The sequence below is a fragment of the Acidobacteriota bacterium genome, from assembly GCA_026393755.1.
Lineage (GTDB): Bacteria > Acidobacteriota > Vicinamibacteria > Vicinamibacterales > JAKQTR01 > JBAXOX01.
The window spans coordinates 16,983-36,047 of record JAPKZO010000012.1 but is presented as its reverse complement, the minus strand read 5'-3'; the positions used below and the strand labels follow the sequence as shown (position 1 = coordinate 36,047).

At 66.7% G+C, this 19,065-nt stretch carries 21 protein-coding genes; 4 read left to right on the top strand and 17 right to left on the bottom strand.

Translation table 11 applies throughout. The features are described 5' to 3' along the window. Window positions 1-5 precede the first annotated feature (5 nt). Window positions 6-1,211, top strand: coding sequence for a 3-oxoadipyl-CoA thiolase (gene pcaF / locus NTV05_04950; GenBank protein MCX6543745.1), 1,206 nt, complete (start codon window positions 6-8; stop codon window positions 1,209-1,211). Window positions 1,212-1,264: 53 nt separating this feature from the next. Here pcaF and murA read toward each other — a convergent pair whose 3' ends face one another. Together murA and murB are read right to left on the bottom strand one after the other, a co-directional pair. Beyond that, the gene (murA, locus tag NTV05_04945) at window positions 1,265-2,524 is read right to left on the bottom strand and encodes a UDP-N-acetylglucosamine 1-carboxyvinyltransferase (protein ID MCX6543744.1); all 1,260 of its coding nucleotides are present in this window, start codon (window positions 2,522-2,524) and stop codon (window positions 1,265-1,267) included. 66 nt (window positions 2,525-2,590) lie between these two features. After that, window positions 2,591-3,532, bottom strand: a complete 942-nt coding sequence (gene murB / locus NTV05_04940) for a UDP-N-acetylmuramate dehydrogenase (GenBank protein ID MCX6543743.1) — start codon at window positions 3,530-3,532, stop codon at window positions 2,591-2,593. 90 nt (window positions 3,533-3,622) lie between these two features. Here murB and NTV05_04935 point away from each other — a divergent pair, with 90 nt between their 5' ends. Beyond that, window positions 3,623-4,030 carry a rhodanese-like domain-containing protein gene (locus NTV05_04935; GenBank protein MCX6543742.1) on the top strand — a complete coding sequence of 136 codons (408 nt, stop codon included), beginning with the start codon at window positions 3,623-3,625 and terminating at the stop codon, window positions 4,028-4,030. Window positions 4,031-4,050: 20 nt separating this feature from the next. Continuing rightward, window positions 4,051-4,707, top strand: coding sequence for an outer membrane lipoprotein chaperone LolA (gene lolA, locus NTV05_04930; GenBank protein MCX6543741.1), 657 nt, complete (start codon window positions 4,051-4,053; stop codon window positions 4,705-4,707). Between the two features lie 65 nt (window positions 4,708-4,772). Here the strand turns inward: lolA and NTV05_04925 are convergent, their stop codons facing one another. Genes NTV05_04925 through nagZ form a run of 3 tightly spaced genes read right to left on the bottom strand, consistent with a single transcriptional unit; the run spans window position 4,773 to window position 8,130 of the window. Beyond that, complete coding sequence (locus NTV05_04925) at window positions 4,773-6,068, bottom strand: Mur ligase family protein (GenBank protein ID MCX6543740.1); 1,296 nt, start codon at window positions 6,066-6,068, stop codon at window positions 4,773-4,775. A gap of 35 nt (window positions 6,069-6,103) precedes the next feature. After that, window positions 6,104-7,039: an LD-carboxypeptidase gene (locus NTV05_04920; protein MCX6543739.1), complete on the bottom strand. Its 936-nt coding sequence runs from the start codon at window positions 7,037-7,039 to the stop codon at window positions 6,104-6,106. Further along, entirely contained in the window at window positions 7,036-8,130 is a 1,095-nt protein-coding gene (gene nagZ / locus NTV05_04915) for a beta-N-acetylhexosaminidase (GenBank protein ID MCX6543738.1), read from the bottom strand. Before nagZ ends, NTV05_04920 begins: the two co-directional genes overlap by 4 nt. 22 nt (window positions 8,131-8,152) lie before the next feature. Between nagZ and NTV05_04910 the strand changes: the two genes are divergently transcribed. Further along, the gene (locus NTV05_04910; protein ID MCX6543737.1) at window positions 8,153-9,142 is read left to right on the top strand and encodes a GHMP kinase; all 990 of its coding nucleotides are present in this window, start codon (window positions 8,153-8,155) and stop codon (window positions 9,140-9,142) included. 28 nt (window positions 9,143-9,170) lie between these two features. Here NTV05_04910 and NTV05_04905 read toward each other — a convergent pair whose 3' ends face one another. From NTV05_04905 to NTV05_04850, 12 genes are all read right to left on the bottom strand, one after another. Further along, the gene (locus NTV05_04905) at window positions 9,171-10,085 is read right to left on the bottom strand and encodes a hypothetical protein (protein MCX6543736.1); all 915 of its coding nucleotides are present in this window, start codon (window positions 10,083-10,085) and stop codon (window positions 9,171-9,173) included. After that, window positions 10,069-10,863: a DUF4115 domain-containing protein gene (locus NTV05_04900; GenBank protein MCX6543735.1), complete on the bottom strand. Its 795-nt coding sequence runs from the start codon at window positions 10,861-10,863 to the stop codon at window positions 10,069-10,071. The genes NTV05_04905 and NTV05_04900 overlap by 17 nt, the downstream gene beginning before the upstream one ends. 78 nt (window positions 10,864-10,941) lie before the next feature. After that, the gene (locus tag NTV05_04895; protein ID MCX6543734.1) at window positions 10,942-11,196 is read right to left on the bottom strand and encodes a hypothetical protein; all 255 of its coding nucleotides are present in this window, start codon (window positions 11,194-11,196) and stop codon (window positions 10,942-10,944) included. Between the two features lie 124 nt (window positions 11,197-11,320). Continuing rightward, window positions 11,321-13,456 (bottom strand): tetratricopeptide repeat protein, encoded by a 2,136-nt coding sequence (locus NTV05_04890; GenBank protein MCX6543733.1) that lies wholly within the window; start codon window positions 13,454-13,456, stop codon window positions 11,321-11,323. Continuing rightward, complete coding sequence (locus tag NTV05_04885) at window positions 13,457-14,104, bottom strand: ribonuclease HII (protein MCX6543732.1); 648 nt, start codon at window positions 14,102-14,104, stop codon at window positions 13,457-13,459. A gap of 24 nt (window positions 14,105-14,128) precedes the next feature. Beyond that, entirely contained in the window at window positions 14,129-14,476 is a 348-nt protein-coding gene (gene rplS, locus NTV05_04880) for a 50S ribosomal protein L19 (protein ID MCX6543731.1), read from the bottom strand. Beyond that, a complete protein-coding gene (gene trmD, locus NTV05_04875) occupies window positions 14,463-15,218 on the bottom strand; it encodes a tRNA (guanosine(37)-N1)-methyltransferase TrmD (GenBank protein MCX6543730.1) in 756 nt (251 codons plus the stop codon). The genes rplS and trmD overlap by 14 nt, the downstream gene beginning before the upstream one ends. Beyond that, window positions 15,215-15,787, bottom strand: coding sequence for a ribosome maturation factor RimM (rimM, locus tag NTV05_04870; protein ID MCX6543729.1), 573 nt, complete (start codon window positions 15,785-15,787; stop codon window positions 15,215-15,217). The genes trmD and rimM overlap by 4 nt, the downstream gene beginning before the upstream one ends. A gap of 6 nt (window positions 15,788-15,793) precedes the next feature. Beyond that, on the bottom strand, window positions 15,794-16,048 hold the full coding sequence (locus NTV05_04865) for a KH domain-containing protein (GenBank protein ID MCX6543728.1): 255 nt from the start codon (window positions 16,046-16,048) through the stop codon (window positions 15,794-15,796). Further along, window positions 16,045-16,323 carry a 30S ribosomal protein S16 gene (rpsP, locus tag NTV05_04860; GenBank protein MCX6543727.1) on the bottom strand — a complete coding sequence of 93 codons (279 nt, stop codon included), beginning with the start codon at window positions 16,321-16,323 and terminating at the stop codon, window positions 16,045-16,047. The genes NTV05_04865 and rpsP overlap by 4 nt, the downstream gene beginning before the upstream one ends. Before the next feature lie 39 nt (window positions 16,324-16,362). Then, window positions 16,363-17,733 carry a signal recognition particle protein gene (ffh, locus tag NTV05_04855; protein ID MCX6543726.1) on the bottom strand — a complete coding sequence of 457 codons (1,371 nt, stop codon included), beginning with the start codon at window positions 17,731-17,733 and terminating at the stop codon, window positions 16,363-16,365. A gap of 149 nt (window positions 17,734-17,882) precedes the next feature. Beyond that, the gene (locus tag NTV05_04850) at window positions 17,883-19,034 is read right to left on the bottom strand and encodes a bifunctional 3,4-dihydroxy-2-butanone-4-phosphate synthase/GTP cyclohydrolase II (protein MCX6543725.1); all 1,152 of its coding nucleotides are present in this window, start codon (window positions 19,032-19,034) and stop codon (window positions 17,883-17,885) included. Window positions 19,035-19,065 lie beyond the last annotated feature (31 nt).

Genomic DNA, 19,065 nt, shown 5'->3' with positions numbered 1-19,065 from the left:
GGGCAATGCCATTTGCTTTTATCTGTGATGCCGTCCGGACGCCGATCGGCTCTTACGGGGGCGCCCTCGCGCAGATCCGCACTGACGATCTGGCGGCGATTCCGATTCGCGCGTTGATTCAGCGGCATCCCGACCTGGATGTCGCGCGGATCGACGATGTGATCCTCGGGTGCGCGAACCAGGCCGGGGAGGACAACCGCAATGTGGCGCGGATGGCGTTGCTGCTGGCGGGACTGCCGGCCGGCGTCCCAGGCGCGACGGTCAACAGGCTGTGCGGATCGGGCATGGACGCCATCGGAGTCGCGGCCAGGGCCATCATCGCGGGTGAACAAGACCTGATCGTCGCAGGTGGGGTGGAATCAATGTCGCGTGCGCCCTTTGCGATGGCCAAGGCCACGACGCCTTTCAGCCGGAAGGCCGAGATCTTCGACACCACGATTGGCTGGCGATTCGTCAACGAGTTGATGCACAAGCAGTACGGCACCGAGTCGATGCCCGAGACGGCCGAAAACGTGGCTGCCGAGTTTCACATTTCGCGCGAGGACCAGGACCGGTTCGCGGCGTGGAGCCAGTCCAAGACGGCCGCCGCGCAGGAAAAGGGACTCTTTCGCGACGAACTCACGCCGGTGGTCGTCGCGCGTCACAAACAGGATCCGCTGACGGTCGATCGGGATGAGCATCCCCGCCCGGGCACGACGTTCGAGAAGCTGAGTAAGCTCCCCGCGCTCTTCCGCAAGGATGGCGCCGTCACCGCGGGCAACTCGTCCGGTATCAACGACGGCGCATGCGCGATGCTTGTGGCCTCAGAGAGCGCGGCGCGGGCTCAGGGTCTTACGCCTCGAGCTCGCGTCATCGGGACTGCCACCGCCGGTGTGGCCCCGCGCCTGATGGGCATCGGGCCCGTCCCCGCTACCAGAACGCTTCTCACAAGAACGGGGCTGACGCTGGCACAGATGGACGTGATCGAGCTCAACGAGGCGTTCGCCGCCCAGGCGTTGGCGGTGACGCGCGAACTCGGGCTCGCAGACGAAGACGCGCGCGTCAATCCCAACGGAGGGGCGATTGCCATCGGTCATCCGCTTGGCATGAGCGGGGCGCGACTGGTCACGACGGCCCTGTACCAGCTGCAGCGCACCGGCGGCCGCTATGCACTGTGCAGCATGTGCATCGGCGTCGGCCAGGGCATCGCGATGATCATCGAGCGGGTGTGAGGGGTTGCTGGTGGCCGAGACGCGCCGGCGGGACAGCGGTTCCTCCGCGTCCCCTACTCCGCCAGCCGCTCCACCTTCGCCCCGAGCGCCTTCAGGTGTTCCACGACCGACGAGTAGCCGCGCTCGACGGTTTCAAGGGGTCTGACGCGGCTCTCACCATCAGCTGCCAGCGCGGCCGCGATCAACGCCATGCCAGAACGCAGATCACGCCCGTCGAGCTGTCGACCTCGCAGCCGGGTCGGTCCGGTGACGATGATGCGATGGGGATCGCAGAGGAAGAAGTCGGCTCCCATCCCGCTCAATTGCTCGAGCGCGAAGAGGCGCAATTCGTACATCCAATCGTGGATGAGCGTCCGTCCCTTCGCCTGGGTGGCCAGGACGGCAAGGAGGCTGACAAAGTCGCTGGGAAAGCCCGGCCAGAGTCCTGTCGTCAGCCGGCCAAGGCCGACCGGGGTCGATGGCAGGATGTGCAGCACGTCGCTGTCGAGCCGGCACTGCACCTGCATCCGCTCCAGCACGGACGTGACGGGCTCAAGATCGTCTGGCGTGGCCCCGGTAATCTCGGCTGCCCCGCCTGTGACAGCTGTCACCACGGCCCAACTCCCGGCCTCGAGGTAGTCGCCGCTGAGCTGATGCGCAGCGCCTCCAAGCCGCATACCGCCCTCGACGCTGATCGTTGACGTGCCGGCTCCATCGATGCCAGCGCCCAATTTCTGAAGGAAGCGGCACAACTCGACCACGTGCGGTTCGCAGGCCGCGTGCCGCAGTTGGGTGCGACCCGGGGCCGCCGCCGCCGCGAGCAGGGCCGTTTCGGTACCCGTCACCGAGGCTTCTTCGAGATACAGCGAGGCCGGTTTCAGACCGTTCGGCGCCTCGAGCGCATTCCCCGGAACGTCCACCACGTGCGCGCCCATCGCTGTCAGGGCCTGCAGGTGCGTGGACAACGTGCGGCGACTGGGGAAATCGCCGCCCGGATCCGCCAGTCGAGCCGAACCGCGCCGGGCCAGCAACGGCCCGAGCAGCAGCACAGATCCGCGGAGCCGCCCCACCAGATCCGCACCGGGCGCATCCTTGCTGACATTCCGGCACCGCACCCGCAGAGTCGACGTGCCGATACCGTTGACCTCGGCGCCGAGGTCAACGAGGAGGGCCGCCATGACCTCGACGTCGCGAATGCGGGGCATGTTGGTGAGCAGGCACTCCTGCTCGGTCAGCAGGCATGCCGCCAGCAGCGGCAACGCGGCGTTCTTGTTGCCCTCGACCGTGACCCGACCTTCGAGACGATGACCCCCTTCAACAAGCAACGTGGACACGGCGTGCACCTTCCTGACTACGCATCTTGCATGCGGTCATGCTGTCGAGCGGCTCGCAACGAGCCGTCACTGAAAATCGCCCAGATACCGAATCTCTTCCCGCAGTTGGACGCCGAACCGCGCAAAGACGGCGCGGCGGCACATCTCGATTAGCTGCCGAACATCGGCGGCAGTCGCTCCACGTTGATTGACGATGAAGTTCGCGTGCACTGGAGAGACGCAGGCGCCGCCAACCGTCCTGCCCTTGAGTCCCGCTCGATCGATCAGGGCTCCAGCCGACCACGGCATCTCTCCGGGAATGTCGTCGCGCGCCGGATCCGGGTTCTGGAACACGCATCCGGCGCTCCTCATGTGGAGCGGCTGCGTCTGCTTCCGGTGCAGGAGTGACTGCCGGGCCGCCGTGCGAAGAGCGGACGGATCGCGGTCGGGCACAACGCGAACCGCAGCTCCGAGCAGAATCTCGCCGGAGGTCTGAAGGCGACTGGTGCCGTACCCGAACATCATGTCGCCCGGTGCCACATCCGTCACCGACCCACCGAGTCCCAGCACCGACACCGAGCACACCGATTCGCTGATCACGCGGCCCGCATAGTGGGCATTTCCCCAGATGGCGCCCCCGATCGTGCCGGGCAGGCCGGCCCACGACTCGAGGCCGCCGAGGCCGCGGGCGATCGTCCATCTGACCAAGCCATTGCTCGTCACGCCGGCATCGGCCGACACGCGGCCGTCTCCAACCCGTTCGATTCGCGCAGTCCTTACGCGAATGACCAGTCCTCGAATTCCCCGGTCGGCAACCAGGATATTCGAGCCGCCCCCGACCAGCGTCACGGGCACCCCGTCTTCGCGAGCGATCGTCACGGCCAACAGGAGTTCCTCTGTCGTCTGCGCGTCGAACAGATAATCTGCCGGCCCGCCGATGCCGAAGCTGGTCAGCGCCGCGAGCATGACGTTGGCACGCACCCGGTCGGCACCTGTCGCTACGCGCAATCGATCGAGGCTTATGGTCATGGGCAAAGAGACATTTGGCCACGATTCCGCGCAAGGCGTCAACGCGCGATCGGGTTGACACCTTTCCGGATGCCCGACCACAATACGTGAATGGCTGTACAGAGAATTGCGAAGGAAGAACTCAAACAGGAAATCGAAGCGGCCGACGAGTCGGCCCGGCCCCTGCTGGTCGACGCGCGCCTGAAGTACCCGTTCGAGCACAGCACGGTGCGGCTGCCTGGCGCGGTTCGGTTCGCGCCTTCCGGCGACCGGCCGCCTGCGCTGCCGAACAATCGGAGTCTGGTGGTGTACGATTCCGACCCCGGCGAGGTCACGGCTGTCAGCGTCGCGGCGATCCTCATCAAAGCGGGGCATCGGGTCCGCGTGCTGACAGGCGGACTGGCCGAGTGGACGGGAGCCAATCTCCCGACGGAGTCGAAAGCGGCCATCCGTCCGGCACCGCCACCCGCGCCGACTCGTGCGCCAGCGGCTCCACCCGCCCCGGCGGCGAAGTCATAGCAAGGACGGACGCCATTCCGGTGCGCGCCAGACTCCTCCCCTTCCTGCTCGCCGCGACGGCGCTGGCCCCGGGGCCACAGGTCGGACCATCGGCCGACGGACTCGCCGCGGCGTTGCAGACCAAATACGCCGCGGTGACGGACTTCTCGGCGGACTTCGTCCACACCTACCGCGGGGGCCTGCTGAAGAAGGAGGCGGTCGAACGTGGGACGGTGCTTATCAAGAAGCCCGGCCGCATGCGCTGGACGTATGTCAGTCCCGAACGCAAGGTGTTCGTGGCTGATGGGCGCCGCATCTACTCGTACATTCCCGAGGACCGGCAGGTCATCATCAGCGACGTTCCATCGGCGGATGATGCGACGACGCCGGCGCTCTTCCTTACCGGCAAAGGACACTTGACACGCGATTTCGTGGTCTCGATTCCCGCTGTCGCCGACCCGACGCCCAACACGCACACGCTGAAGTTCACGCCACGGCGACAGGAGGCGGAGTACGACTGGATGATCCTCGTGGTCGATCGAGCCACGCTTCAGATCCGGACGCTGATCACCGTCGACTCGCAGGGCGGTCAGTCGACGTTCGTCTTTTCGAACATCCGTCAGAACGCCGGGATTCCCGACTCGCGGTTCCAGTTCACCGTCCCACGCGGCGTCGACGTCATCAACCGGACTCCCTGACGGCGGCCGATCGTCCTGGTGACCACCGTGACTCGCACGATGTAGGGGCACGGCATGCCGTGCCCCTACGTCAGCGCCGCCAGCAGCTTCGCGTGGATGCCGCCGAATCCCCCGTTCGACATGATGACCACGAGGTCGCCTGGGCGGGACTCGTGTGCGAGCGCGCTGACAATTCCGTCGACGGTCGGAATGCAGCGCGCCTGTTGCCCGGCCGAATGGAGATCGGCGATGAGTGCGTCGGTCGATAGCCGCTCTTCCGGTGGCAGACTCGATCGATACACACCGGCTATGATCGTCTCGTCTGCCGATCCGAACGATTGAGCGAATTCCCGTTGAAACACGCTCCGACACGAGGACGCCGATCGCGGCTCGAACACCGCCCAGATCCGGCTCGAGGGATGGGCCGCTCGCACGCCGTCAAGCGTCTCGCGTACCGCCGTCGGGTGGTGCGCGAAATCGTCGTACACCGTCACCCCTCGCGCCGATCCTACGACCTCCAGGCGTCGGCGGACTCCCTTGAACGTTGCCAGCCCCTCGCGCATGACTTCGGGATCGACGCCCACCTCGGCGGCCACCGCCATGGCTGCGAGGGCGTTTCTCACGTTGTACCAGCCGACCAGCGGCACCTCGAACGTCCCGACGCCGACACCATGGTGCTGCACGCGGAAACTGGTTCCGCCGTCGACCGGTTTCACGTCGTACCCGTGCCAGTCCGCGGACTCGCTGAGCCCGACCGTCTCGACGCGCGACCGGGCCAGGCTCTTCAGCGCCATCGCGTCGGCACTGTCGGCACCCAGCACGAGCAAACCCCGCCGCGGCACCAGGTTGACCAGGCGCCTGAAGGCCAGTCTGACGGCGTCGAGGTCGCTGTAAATGTCAGCATGATCGAACTCGATGTTGCCGATGATGGCGATGTCGGGGAGGTACTTGAGGAACTTCGCCGTCTTGTCGAAGAACGCGCTGTCGTACTCGTCGCCCTCGACGACGAATTCCCGTCCGCTGCCGAGCCGGTAGCTTGATCCGTCCGGCGCCAGGTTGCCGACGACGCCGCCCACCAGGACGCTCGGGTCACGACCGGCATGGATGAGCAGCCAGCCGGCCAGTGCGGTCGTGGTCGTCTTGCCGTGCGTGCCGGCCACCACAATCGGCCGCGCCCCCCAGAGAAAGTGCTCGCGCACCGCCTCGGGGAGCGAGCAATACCTGATCTTGCGGTCGAGCACTTCTTCGAGTTCGGGATTGCCCCTCGAAATGACGTTGCCGACGACGACCATGTCGAGATCACCGGTAATGTGTTCCGGTTTGTATCCAGCGAGGATTGGAATTCCCTCCCGCTCCAGAAACGTGGCCGCGAGTGTGGCCATGGCAGTGCCGCAGATCCCAACCAGATGTATTCGCCTCATCGCGGCAACACCGCAGCATCTGTAATGATCAACGCCGGTCGCGCCCCGCCCAGCACTCTGGCGTGCACACCCAGCGGGAGCGTGAGGGCCGGGCGAAGCGTATGGCCGGACGCCAGCCCGACGAGCACGGGACCCGCAACATCCCGCACGCACCTGGCGATCGCGTCTCTCGCCACGAGCGACCCATCCGGCTCGTCGCAACCCGCCATCTCACCGAAGACGAGAGCCGCCGCCCGCGACAACACCCCGGCCTGGCTCAACTGGGTCAGCAGGCGATCGACTCGATACGGACGCTCGTTCACGTCTTCAAGAAAGAGCACACATCGGTCGGGAGGATCAAAGGCGAAGGGCGTGCCGAGCGTGGCCGCCAGTTGCGTGAGATTGCCTCCCACCAGGACGCCTTCGGCTTCTCCGGCCCGCATCGAGTCGAGGCCGGGCGATGTGAGTTCGCCGAGCGGTTCCGCCTCGCATATCGTCCGCAGAAACGACGGCAGGTCGTACCCCTCCGCGCCTCGCGCGAACCGGCCAGTCACGGTCGGACCGTGCACGGCCGTCATTCCGCAATGCGTCGTGAGGTAGCTCAGCAGTGCCGAAATATCGCTGTAACCGACGAGCACCTTGGGAGAACCTCGCAGCATGTCGCGGGAGAGGAACGGCAGAATCTGAACGCTGCCGTACCCCCCGCGTGCCGTCAGGACCGCCCGCACGCTGGGGTCGGTCCACGCGTCGATAAAGGCACGGGCCCGCGTCTCGGCGCTCCCGGCCAGGTAGGCGTCACGCTCAAACACCCGGTCATCGTAGACAGGCTCGAAGCCAATCCGTCGCACCTCGGCGAGTCCGTCCTCGAACTCCTCGCGCGAAAAGGGACTGGCGGGCGCCAGGACGGCAACACGGTCGCCGCGCTTGAGCGCTGGTGGTTTGATCGTCTTCATGCAAACGCTCTCATCTCGCTGGCAAGGCGCTGATGCGCTTCGCATCCGACGACCTCGCGCCAACCCGCGCTTGGCCTGCGGGCCTCATCGCCCTGTCGCGCAAATGTCGCCTTCAACCGCGCGTGCCTCGCCACAGAGGCTTCCACCTGCCCATGCGGGAGCGTCCCGTCTTCGAGGGCGTGAACCAGGGCTTCGAGCGCGGCGGCCTGCTGTTCCGGATTCGGATCACACAGCAGGATCCCGTCGTGGCCGGCCGCCACCGCCTTGACCGCGGCGACCGTTGCTGAGAATCTCGCGGAGCAGGCCTTCATCCCCAGGTCGTCCGTGAGAATCAGGTTTTCAAAACCGAGCCGGGTTCGGAGTTCCGTCGTCACCACCCGTCTCGACAGGCTCGCTGGAACGTCCTCGTCAAACGCCGGCACCAGCAGGTGCGCGACCATGATCGCAGCGACTCCGGCGCTGATGGCCGCGCGGAACGGTACGAAGTCGATCTGTTCGAATCGGTCCGGCGGATGGTCGACGACTGGCAGGTCGTGGTGCGAATCGACCGACGTATCGCCATGACCGGGGAAGTGTTTGGCGCAGCCAGCCACACCTTCCCCCTGCAGCGCCTCGATGATCGCGACGCCGAGTGTGGCCACCACGTCGGGGACGCCCGAAAGCGCCCGATCCCCTATGGCGGGGTTTCTCTCTCGCGTGAGCACATCGACGACGGGAGCGAAATCGAGCGAGACGCCGACCGCGCGCATCTCTCGCGCCAGCGCCTGGCCGAAGCGCCGCGCCAGATCGGCGCTGCCGGATCGCCCGAGCGTGGCCATTGGCGGCCACTCGGTGAACGGCCGCCTCATCCGAGCGACGCGGCCCCCCTCCTGATCGACCGCCACCCACAGAGGCGTGTCCGGCACCAGCCGCGCGGCGTCAAACGCGAGTTCGGCCACCTGTTCCGGGCCCTCGACGTTTCTCGCGAACAGGACAACGCCACCGATGGCGAATTCGCGCGCAAGCGATCGCAACTCGACCGGGATGGTGGTGCCCGCGAAACCAAGGAACGCGAGCTGCCCAATCTGGCGACGGAGTCCTGAAGGCGACATCGAATCCCATTATAATGGCCGCGTGCGTCTCACATCCTCCGCTCCGACGCGAATTGACCTGGCCGGCGGCACGATCGACATCTGGCCGTTGTATCTATTTCACCCCGGCGCGGTGACGCTGAATGCCGCGATCAGCCTGCGGGCGCAGGCGATGGTTGAGGCGAGAGACGACGGGCGCGTCGCGATCCACTCGACCGACACGGGCCGCGTCACGAACGTGGCGCGCTGGTCTGAACTTGGCAAACCAGGCGAACTCGATCTGCTGGGCCGGCTGCTCCACTTCTTCCAGGCCGACAACCTCACGTTGACTACCACCGCCAAGTCGCCGGCCGGCGCCGGCATCGCCGGATCGTCGGCGCTGAATGTGGCCGTCTGCGGCCTGATGGCCCGGTGGAAGGGTGTGACCTACGAGCCCGAGGCACTGCTCAGCATCGCGCAGAACATCGAGGCCCAGGCCATCGCATGTCCAACCGGCGCTCAGGATTACCGGCCCGCCATGTATGGCGGCGTTGCCGCCGTGGAGCTTGGTGTCGAAGGTGTGCACCGGGTCGGGTTGAGCGTGGATCCGGCCGAGCTGGAACGCCGCATCGTGCTCGCGTACACGGGTGCGCCGCGCAACTCTGGCACCAACAACTGGGAGATGACCAAACGGCATCTGGACGGCGATCGCGAGGTGATCGACTGCTTCGATCGCATCCGCGACACCGCAGTGCGGATGCGGGCGGCACTCGAGCGCGAGGACTGGCCCGAGGTCGGGCGGGCCATCGCGCAGGAATGGGACAACCGCAAGCGCCTCGCGCCGGGCGTGACCACTCCCCAGATTGACGACCTGATGGCCGCAGCTGGGCGGGCGGGCGCGGCCGCCGCGAAGGTCTGCGGCGCCGGCGGAGGCGGATGCCTGTTCTGCTTCGCGGAGCCCGACGCCACCGACCGCGTGCGAGCCGCTCTCTCGGCAGGCGGCGCGCGGATCCTCGACTACCACATTGAAACGGATGGGCTGCTGATCCAGTGACCCGATCGCCGGGTCTGGCCGCTTCCGCCTAACGCTTTCTCGACTGGCCGGCTTGCATCATCTTCCTTGCCAGCGCCTTCACCGGTTCCGCGATATTGCGATCGGCGGCCAGCGCCTTCACATCCTTCTCGAGTAGCCGGTTGACCATTCCCATCGACAGGGCAATCGGCGTCTTTGGATTGGACGTCAGCGCTCGGACGATCACGTAGTTCTTTATCCACGCGCGCGTCGTGCCGATCACCCGCAGGACGTCCTCCGACATGCTGGCCATCCTGGCGTAGGTCTCCACTTCCTGCTCGGTGAGGCGGGGGCTGGCGAGCACGGCAATCGACACGAGCTTGTTGGAATCGCGGATGAGCAGCGATCGCGCCTCCCGGTTGCCGCGCATCGCGGCCTTCATCTTCTCCGTGACCGACATCGCGGACAGCCGCTGTATCGTCGAGAGCCGTTGTGCGCCCTCGCCGGTTGCGGCTTCATTTCGCTCGTCGAGAACGGGGTCTTCCTGCGGTTCGTCCCGAGCCTCAACCGCAAACAGTTCAGGCTCTTCTCGCTCATCGAGAGCCGCGTCTTTCTCCAGCTCGTACCGATCCTCAGCCGCAAATAGCTCAGGATCTTCGACGCCGCTTGCTGACTCATCCGGAACGATGCCGCGCCCGGCAAAGAAGTCCAGCAGGTCGTCGGGCATGTCCGGGTTGGTGAGAAACCTGGCCAGCATTGAGAGCGGGATGCGGCTGAGGGTTGTCTCGGCCGCGTGGCGAATGGCTGGGTCCGTGTCGCGCACGAGCCACGCCAGCAGCGCCAGTTGCTCCAGTGGCCGAGGCGCCAGCACTCCCTGCGCGGCCAGCATGCGGATGTCGGCGGCCACCTCGCCTCGCCGCACGCAATCGAGCAGAGGCGTCTGATAGAGCGCGTCCATCTCGCTGCGGCTAGAGAAAGCTGGCAAGCGTGTCGGGCGTAATCGTGGCGGTCACGACCTGGCCCGGCATGCCGAGGGGACGGGCCGGCCTGCCATTGATGGTCAGCGACAAGCTACCCGCATTGCCGGCTTTGAGGGTCACGCTGGCGTAGGCCTCGTAGAAGAGGCGTTCGCCGGCGCGCAGGATCCGTCCGAAGACGACGTCCTGGTCGACCTTCACCCACAGCCAGCACTCGTCCCGCGCGGCAATCGCAAGTTGAATAGGCGCGGCCGTCTTGTCAGCGCGTGGTGGCAGATCTGCCACGGGCAACGGGCTGACTGGCATCGACGCGGACGGGGCGGGCGTCGACGCGGGCTGGGCAGGTGTCGACGCTGTCGGCGTCGAGGCCGCCGGCCCGCGGCAGGCGCGCCACTCCACCACAGCAACCACTGCGAGGACGACGAGAACCGCGAGGACGACCAACTGAAGCACTGTGGTCGCCACGCGGCGGCCACTCGCAAACGCCTCGATGTCCTCAGCCTCTCGAGTAGAGGGCAGCCGCTCCTTGCCTGACTCGTCAGGAAATTCGGTGATCAGCCGCTCGATGGCCATGTCGGGATCGAGTCCGACTTCGCGGGCGTACGACCGCACGAACGCGCGCGAGAAGATGCCCCCAGGCAGCTTCGACACGTCGTTGCGCTCCATCGCCTCGAGTACGCGAGCCGAGATCTTCGTCACGCCGGCGATCTGCTGAAGCGACATGCCGCGTCGCTCCCGCGCCTGCCGGAACATCGTGCCGAAGTCGACGGGAGATTCCTCTGGCATGATTTGATCCCGAAAGTCCCTGCAGCAATTGCGGGGCGCCTTGGCGGCCCCCACTGGTAGGAAACGATATCACCGGTGTCAAACGACGGGGTGACCGGGCCCTGCCCCACGTCTGATCAAACCCACTACTTCGGCGCACGCGGCTCCCAGATTGATCAGGCCGAGCCCTGAAATGGCTCCTCGAACGTAGTCGTTGCCGGCGACGACGGCGACGGCCGGCCACGCCAGAATGAAGTAGTTGTGCTCCCAGAGCGCAGACCACGGCGCGAGCGTCAGGAGGACGCCGACGTCCAGAAAATACGCAATCACGATCACGCGAGAGACGACGCGCATGCCGGTCCTTTCGACTCGAGTCGTGTGACGCACCAGAGAGTGCGTTCGCCGCGGCGATTTGCGCCCCCGGCGTCGCGCCGCTGTCCACGGCCCACGTGAGCTTCGGGGAATGCGATGCTGGCGATCAGATTACCAGGCGGGCCGCCAGCGCCTGAAGCCGCGCTGCCACGTTCCGATAGCCTGGTTCGATCGCACTCAATTCCAGAAACACCGCCTGCGCACGCACGGGCTCTCCCGCCCGTTCGAGGGCGACACCCAGTTCATAGAGCAGCGACCGTTCCGCGCGGTCCGATGGTGCCGGAGACTCTGCGGCGCGCTCGAACCACGTGATCGCTTCGTCGACATGGCCGCGATCGGTCGCGATCCGCGCCAGCATCACCGTCGCTCGGAACCGCACGATCGGATCACGGCCGGCGCGACGCAGGCAGGCAATGGCCTGGTCGAACCGTCCCTGCCTGTAGTGTACGCTGGCTTCGTCGTACGCGCGCGTCGCGTCGGCTTCCGCCTGCCCGCGACCCGACTGTTCGCGCATCCGGCGAAACAGATCGTCAAGGTCGCCGGCCGCCGAGTCGGCCTCCTCGCGGGACGGCGTGGCCTGGCGCGCGGCGTCCTCGCCGCCTTTCCCGCCGGCGGCGTCCACGCCAGCCGATGCGTTGATCAGCGCGGTCCCGTTCATGTCCGCACCAGTCAGCGCGTCAAGCAGGTCGGCCAGCTCGATCTCAATCACGTCGTCGTCGGGCGAAGGCTCGCGCTTGGCGTCTGGCGCGAGGGGCGGTGCGGCCAGCGGATCTTCTTCCTCGATGTCGGCGCCGCAAGGGACCGGAGCATCGAGCGCGTCGAGCGGGCCGCCAGATTCAGTCGGGATCGGCTCGGCCACCGATGGGACGCCGTCGGACTCAGCGGGTGTCACCGGGATCGGCTCGCCCATCCCCGCCAGAGCCTCCTGCACCTGCTCGACGTGGCGAGCGACGTCGGGCCGAAGCCCGGCCAGCCGCCTGGCAACCGGGAGCGCGTCGGCGAAGCGCTGTCGCGCCAGGTACGCTTCCGTGAGCTCCCCTTCGATCCGGTACAGGGTGTCTTCGTAGCTCCCGTCCCGGCACAACTGCGCGAATCGCTCCAACGCCGGCACGTGACCTGGTTCGGCCGCCACGAACCGCTCGACCATCTTCAGAGCCACGTCGAACTCGCCGCGCCCGACGAGGTGCTCCAGCGCGCAGTCGATCGCGACAAAGGCGACGTCGGGCTGGTCGGCGGTCAGCGACGCACCGAGTGCCGCGACGTGGTCGACACTGGCGGGGTCGTGCTCCAGCACGTGCCTCAGCATGTCCGCAGCAGCGGGCAACATCCCGGATCGCAGATCTGTTTCGGCCAACGCCAATTCGACTCGGGAATCCCCGGACTGGAGACCGGGCGTCAGCAGGTCGCGCGCCGAAAGGTACTGCTGGCGCGCCATCAGCATCCTGGCCAACTGGAGCCTCGTGTCCAGATGGTCTGGCTCGGCATCGAGCACCTGCTCGAGCACGCGCATCCCGTCCTCGTCGCGGCCAGCCTTGATCATGGCGTGCGCGACGACCCGTCGCTCGGTCACCGACTGCGCGGATGCCATCGCTTCGTCCAGCTCGCCCTGCCGGACCAGGCCGCTGGTCACGCGTTTCTGCAGGGCCGCGTTGCCTGGATCCAGCCGCATGGCTTCGCGCCAGGCTCGCAGCGCTTCGGCGTCGCGCCCCTGCTCAACCAGCGTGTCGCCGGCCTGCCGCAGTTGGTCGGCGGCCCCTGACGGGTCGCCGATCTCGGCGAACATCCGCGAGGCGTCCAACCGGCCCACCACGTCTCCCGGATCGAGCGCCGCCAGCCGACCCGCGATACCCGCAGCGCCTGCGCGGTCGCCTGCGCTCAAGCGGCGCTGGAACAGCGTATGGAGCACGTGGCGTGCATCCGCGAACAGGCCCTGCTGGGAGGCCATCTCGGCCGTGCGCAGGAGCGCCTCCTCGTCATCGGGTGTGATCTTGACGATCTTCTTGTAGAGCGCCGCGGCCTTCGACAGGAATCCTTCGGCCGCCAGCCGATCGGCAATCCGGCTGTACTGCGCGACCGCCCGGTCGGTGCGGCCGGCCCTGATGTACAGGTCGCCCAGCAGATTGGCGGTGGCCCAGTCCTTTGGATGCGCCTCGACCACCGCGGCATATGCCTCGATCGCCGCGTCGAGCCGCCCCTGACGCAGCAGTTTCTCGGCCCTTCTGAGCGTGTCGTCGCGGTCCATCTAGTGGGACTGGTCCATGGTGGCGGGGTCCATGTTATCAAACAGACTGCGCGGACGGAATGAGCGCCGATGGGTGGATGAATATCCGTGGCGCGCGACGGCCGCCAGGTGCTGCGGCGTCGCGTAGCCTTTGTGCCGATCGTATCCGTACCGCGGGTCCGCGGCGTGCAGGTCGTTCATGAGGCCATCGCGATAGACCTTCGCGATGATGGAGGCCGCGGCAATCGAGGCCACCAGCCGGTCGCCGTGAATGACGCCGCGCTGGGCCATCTCCAGACCGGGCACGCGGAAGCCGTCCACCAGGACGACGTCGGGCTGCGGCACGAGCCCCGCGATGGCACGCCTCATCGCCTCAAACGAGGCGCGCCGAATATTCAGGCGATCGATGTCGGCAGGCCCCACTTCGCCAAGCGCCCAACCGATCGCGTCCCGCTTGACGCGGACGGCCAGCCGTTCGCGCTCGGCAGGGGGCACCAGCTTCGAATCGGCCAGATCGGCAATGTGCCGGGCGGGATCGAGCAGAACCGCGGCCGCGACGACCGGGCCTGCCAGACAGCCGCGCCCGACCTCATCGACTCCGGCCACGTGCACGAAGCCGACCCGCCTCAGCGCGTTCTCGAGAGTCCGTCTGGCCCGAGTCCGCCGCATCACCTGCTCCTGCCGATGACGATCTCAGGACGACCGCTTGGCCTCTTTCATCCGGGCAGCCTTGCCCTTCAACTGGCGGAGGAAGTACAGCTTCGACCGCCTGACCTTAGCGGAGCGGACGACGTCGACTCGGTCGATGATCGGGGAGTGGATCGGGAAGATCCGCTCGACGCCCTGGCTGAACGACACCTTGCGCACCGTGAAGGTCGCACGTGTGCCGCCGCGATGTTGCCCAATCACGAGCCCCTCGAAGATCTGGATACGTTCCTTGTCGCCTTCACGCACCTTGACGTGCACGCGCACCGTATCGCCGGTCCGCAGCTTCGGCCGCTCCACCAGCTGCTTCTGTTCCACCGTTTCAATCGCGCCCATACTCGGCTCCTCTCTCTTCCATCAACGCGCGCAGCATCTCGCGCTCTTCGCTGTCCAACTCGGCGCCCGCCAGCAGCTCTGGCCGCGACACCAGCGTCCGTCGCAGCGCCTCGCGCTTGCGCCAACGCTTGATCTCGGCATGATGACCCGACATCAGCACGTCGGGCACCGCCATCCCTCGACACTCCGCCGGCCGCGTAAACACGGGAAAATCCAGCAGTCCCCGCGTAAACGAATCGGCCTCGACAGACTCCTCGTCGCCCACCGCACCCGGCAGCAGCCGCACCACCGCATCGACGATCACCAGGGCGGGCAGTTCGCCACCCGAGAGCACGTAATCGCCGATCGACAACTCCTCGGTGGCCAGGCCCTCGCGCACCCGATCGTCGACGCCCTCGTACCTCCCGCACAACAGCACCACGTGGCGCATCCCCGCCAGCCTCGCCGCCTCGGCCTGGGTGAACGTCTTCCCCTGGGGCGAGGTCAGAATCACCGCGTCGGGTTCGCCGCCCTGCGCCCGGATGGCGTCGACGGCGGCAAACAACGGTTCGGGCTTGAACACCATCCCCGGACCGCCGCCGTACGGCACATCGTCCACGCTCCGATGCCGATCAGTCGTGTGATCGCGCAGATCGTGCACCCGCACATCGACCAGGCCCCGCTCGATCGCGCGTCCAACGATCCCCGCACCGAGCGGCCCGTCGCACAGGCGCGGGAAGATCGTGACGAGGTCGAATCTCACGTCCGGCCGCCCCGCCGCGCCCGCCGGTGCCCGCGGACCCGGTTGAGGTCCAGCAGTCCCTCGGGCGGCGCAATCACGATCCGTCTGGCCTCAGGATCGATCTGCCTGCAGATCGCATCGACCAGCGGAACCAGTTGCTCCCCCGCCGGTCCCTCCACGGTCAGCCGGCTCGCGCCACCCGCGCCATCGACCCGAGTCACCGTGCCAACCTCGTTTCCCTCGACCGTCTCGACGCGGCATCCCACCAGATCGTGATGGTAGAAACACCCCGGTGGAAGCGCCACCATGTCGCCTGGCTCGATTCGCAATTCGTGTCCGACAAGCGTCTCCACCGCTTCGATCGAGTCGATTCCCTCGAACCCGACAATCGGACGTCCCTTGTAGAACCTCGCCGAACGAACCGTCAACGTCCGGACACCGCCGCCATCCTCCACCAGCACGTGCCCGCCCCGCCGAAACCGCTCCTCCGGGAAGTCGGTTTCAGAGAACAGGACCACCTCGCCGCGGAGGCCATGGGGACGGGCCACACGGGCGACGACGACCAGGCTGTCCCATCCGGCGGCAGCCATCCCGGCCTACCGGCGACCGTGCGGGTCGCGAAACTCCACCGAGACGCGCTGCGCGTCGCGATCGGCCGTCGCGGTCACGAGCGTGCGGATGGCGGTCGCGGTCCGGCCCTGCCGGCCGATGACGCGCCCCATGTCGCCGTCGGCCACGAACACCTCGACGACGGCGGTGCCCCGCTGGTCGGTTTCGGTGACACGCACCTGGTCAGGCTCATCGACGAGCGCCTTGAGCAGGACTTCGGCGACGTCGCGCGCGTGGCTCACAGCGCGGTCGGCGCGGCCGCGGCCTTCGCCTCGACCGGCGGCTCCTGGTACTTCTTCATCAGGCTCTTGACCGTGCTGCTTGGCTGCGCGCCGACGGTCAGCCAGTGCGTCAGCCGCTCACGATCCACCTTGAGCGTGGCGGGCTTGGTCTTGGGGTTGTAGAACCCCAGGGTCTCCACCACCCGGCCGTCGCGGGGCGAACGCGCCTCAGTGACGACCACGCGGAACGTCGGTCGTTTGTTCGAGCCAATTCTGGTCATACGAATCGCTAACATGTCTCTCCTTCACCCGGAGCCGGATCGGCCCCTCTCAGTTCACGCTCTCAGGCTTCGTCCCTTGAGCATCGCCATGGTCTGTCGCATCCGCTTGCGGTTGCCGGTGCCCCCGCCCATTCCGCCGACCGCCTTCAACATCTTCCGCATCTGGGTAAACTGGCGAAGCAGCCGGTTGACGTCCTCCACGCTGGTCCCGCTCCCCCGACTGATGCGCCGACGCCGGCTGCCGTCAATTACCTTGTAGTTCCGGCGCTCGCCTGTCGTCATCGATCCGATGATCGCCTCGACGCGATTCATTTCCTTCTCGTCGGGCTGTGCGGCCCCGAGTTGCTTCAGGTTGCCCAGGCCGGGGATCATCCCGAGCACCTGCTCGAGCGGGCCCATCTTCTTGAGCATCCGCAACTGAGCCCGGAAGTCCTCGAGCGTAAAGTCCTCGCCGCGCACCTGCTGTTCCATGCGCGCGGCATCGTCGTGGTCGATCACCGATTCGACCCGTTCGATCAGCGACAGCACATCGCCCATCCCGAGCAGCCGCGACACGAGCCGCTCGGCCTGGAACAATTCGAGATCGTCGAGCCGCTCACCCAGACCGACGAACGCGATCGGCACACCCACCACGGCCACCACCGACAGCGCCGCGCCTCCGCGAGCGTCACCGTCGAGCTTGGTCAGCACGACCCCGCTCACGCCGATCTGCCGGTTGAACTCGCCGGCGCTCTTAATCGCGTCCTGCCCGGTCATCGCGTCGGCGACATAGAGCGCGTCGGTTGGTCCGACCGCGTCCCGGATCGCCGTCAACTCCCCCATCAGCTCGTCGTCGATATGCAGCCGACCCGCAGTGTCGACGATCACGACATCAAACCCGAGATTCCGCGCCTCGGTCAGCGAGTCGGCCGCGCGCCTCACGGGATCGATTTCCCCGGCTGGGTCGTACACTCTCAACTCGGCCTGACGACCCAGCACATTCAACTGCTGGATGGCGGCCGGACGACGAACGTCGGTCGACACCAGCAACGGGTGGCGACCCTGCCTGGTCAGCCAGCGGCCCAGCTTGGCCGCCGTGGTCGTCTTGCCCGATCCCTGCAGCCCCAGCAGCAGGATGACTCTCGGCGATCCGCCCTGATCGGGGCCCAGCCCGCCTGGCCTGTCGCCAAAGAGCGCGACCAGTTCGTCGCGCACGATCTTGACGACCTGCTGTGACGGCGTGAGGCTGCGGAGCACGTCCTGCCCCACGGCCCGTACGCGGACGCGGTCGACGAAGGCCTTGACCACCTTGAAATTGACGTCGGCTTCGAGCAGTGCGATGCGGATTTCGCGCAGCGCCGTTTCGACAATGGATTCTGACAGCCGCGCTTCACCGCGCAGCGTGCGGAATACATCCTGGAGTCGATGGCTGAGAGCGTCGAGCATGCGTACAGTCGATTCGCGTGACGTCAGGTCCGACAACCCGGGCGCCGACATGGCACCCGCAGGATCGCGTAACATCCTGTGGCGCAAACCCTTATCGTAGCGTCAGTTGTCAGAAACTGTCAACGCGTCGTCGGGGGCCCGACCCCCTGTCAGACCGACGTCAGACGGTGACCCAGCTTCTCCTTCTTCGTCTTGAGATAGCGACGGGTCGAATCGGAGGCGGGGATTTCGAGCGGCAGCGTCTCGGACACCGAGAGGCCGTACCCTTCGAGTCCGACGAATTTCCGCGGATTGTTGGTCAGCAGGCGCATCGAGGTCACGCCCAGATCGCGCAAGATCTGCGCGCCGATGCCGTAGTCGCGCTGGTCAGGCATGAACCCGAGCCGTTCGTTCGCCTCGACCGTGTCAAGACCCTGGTCTTGCAGCGCGTATGCCTTGATTTTGTTGGCGAGGCCAATCCCGCGCCCTTCCTGATTCAGATACAGGAACACGCCCCGCTTTTCGGTGGAAATGCGCCGAAGGGCCTTCTCGAGCTGCTCGCCGCAGTCGCAGCGCGCGGAATGGAACACGTCACCGGTGAGGCAGCGGGAGTGCACGCGCACGAGCACGTCATGGCCATCGCCAAGGTCTCCCAGCACCAGGGCGACGTGCGTTTCCTTGTCGAGCACACTCTCGTACGCAAACACCCGGAACTGACCGTAGCGGGTCGGCAGGTCGGCATCGGCCACCTTCCTGACCAAGCGTTCGGTCCGCATGCGGTACTTGATCAGATCGGCGATCGTAATCATCAGCAGCCCGTGCCGCCGGGCGAACCGGGTCAGCTGCGTCACTCGCGCCATCGATCCGTCGGCGTTCATGATCTCGCAGATGACACCGGCCGGGTAGAGCCCGGCGATGCGAGCCAGATCGCCCGCCGCCTCGGTCTGCCCCGCGCGTACCAGGACGCCGCCGTCGCGCGCCCGAAGCGGAAACATGTGGCCCGGCCGCGCCAGGTCCGCGGGCACCGTCGACGGGTCGATCGCGGCCATCACGGTGTTCGCCCGGTCAGCGGCGGAAATCCCCGTACTTGTCCGGTGACGCGCCTCGATGGTGACGCAAAAGGCCGTATTGAACAGGGCCGTGTTCTGCGTGACCATCAACGGAATCTCGAGTTCGTCGAGACGTTGCCCGGTCATGGACATGCAGATCAGTCCGCGCCCGTGCGTCGCCATGAAGTTGATCAGATCGGGCGTGACGGCCGACGCGGCAATCGTCAAGTCGCCTTCGTTTTCGCGGTCCTTGTCATCGACCACGATGATCATCTGGCCGGCGCGGATGGCGGCAACCGCCTCT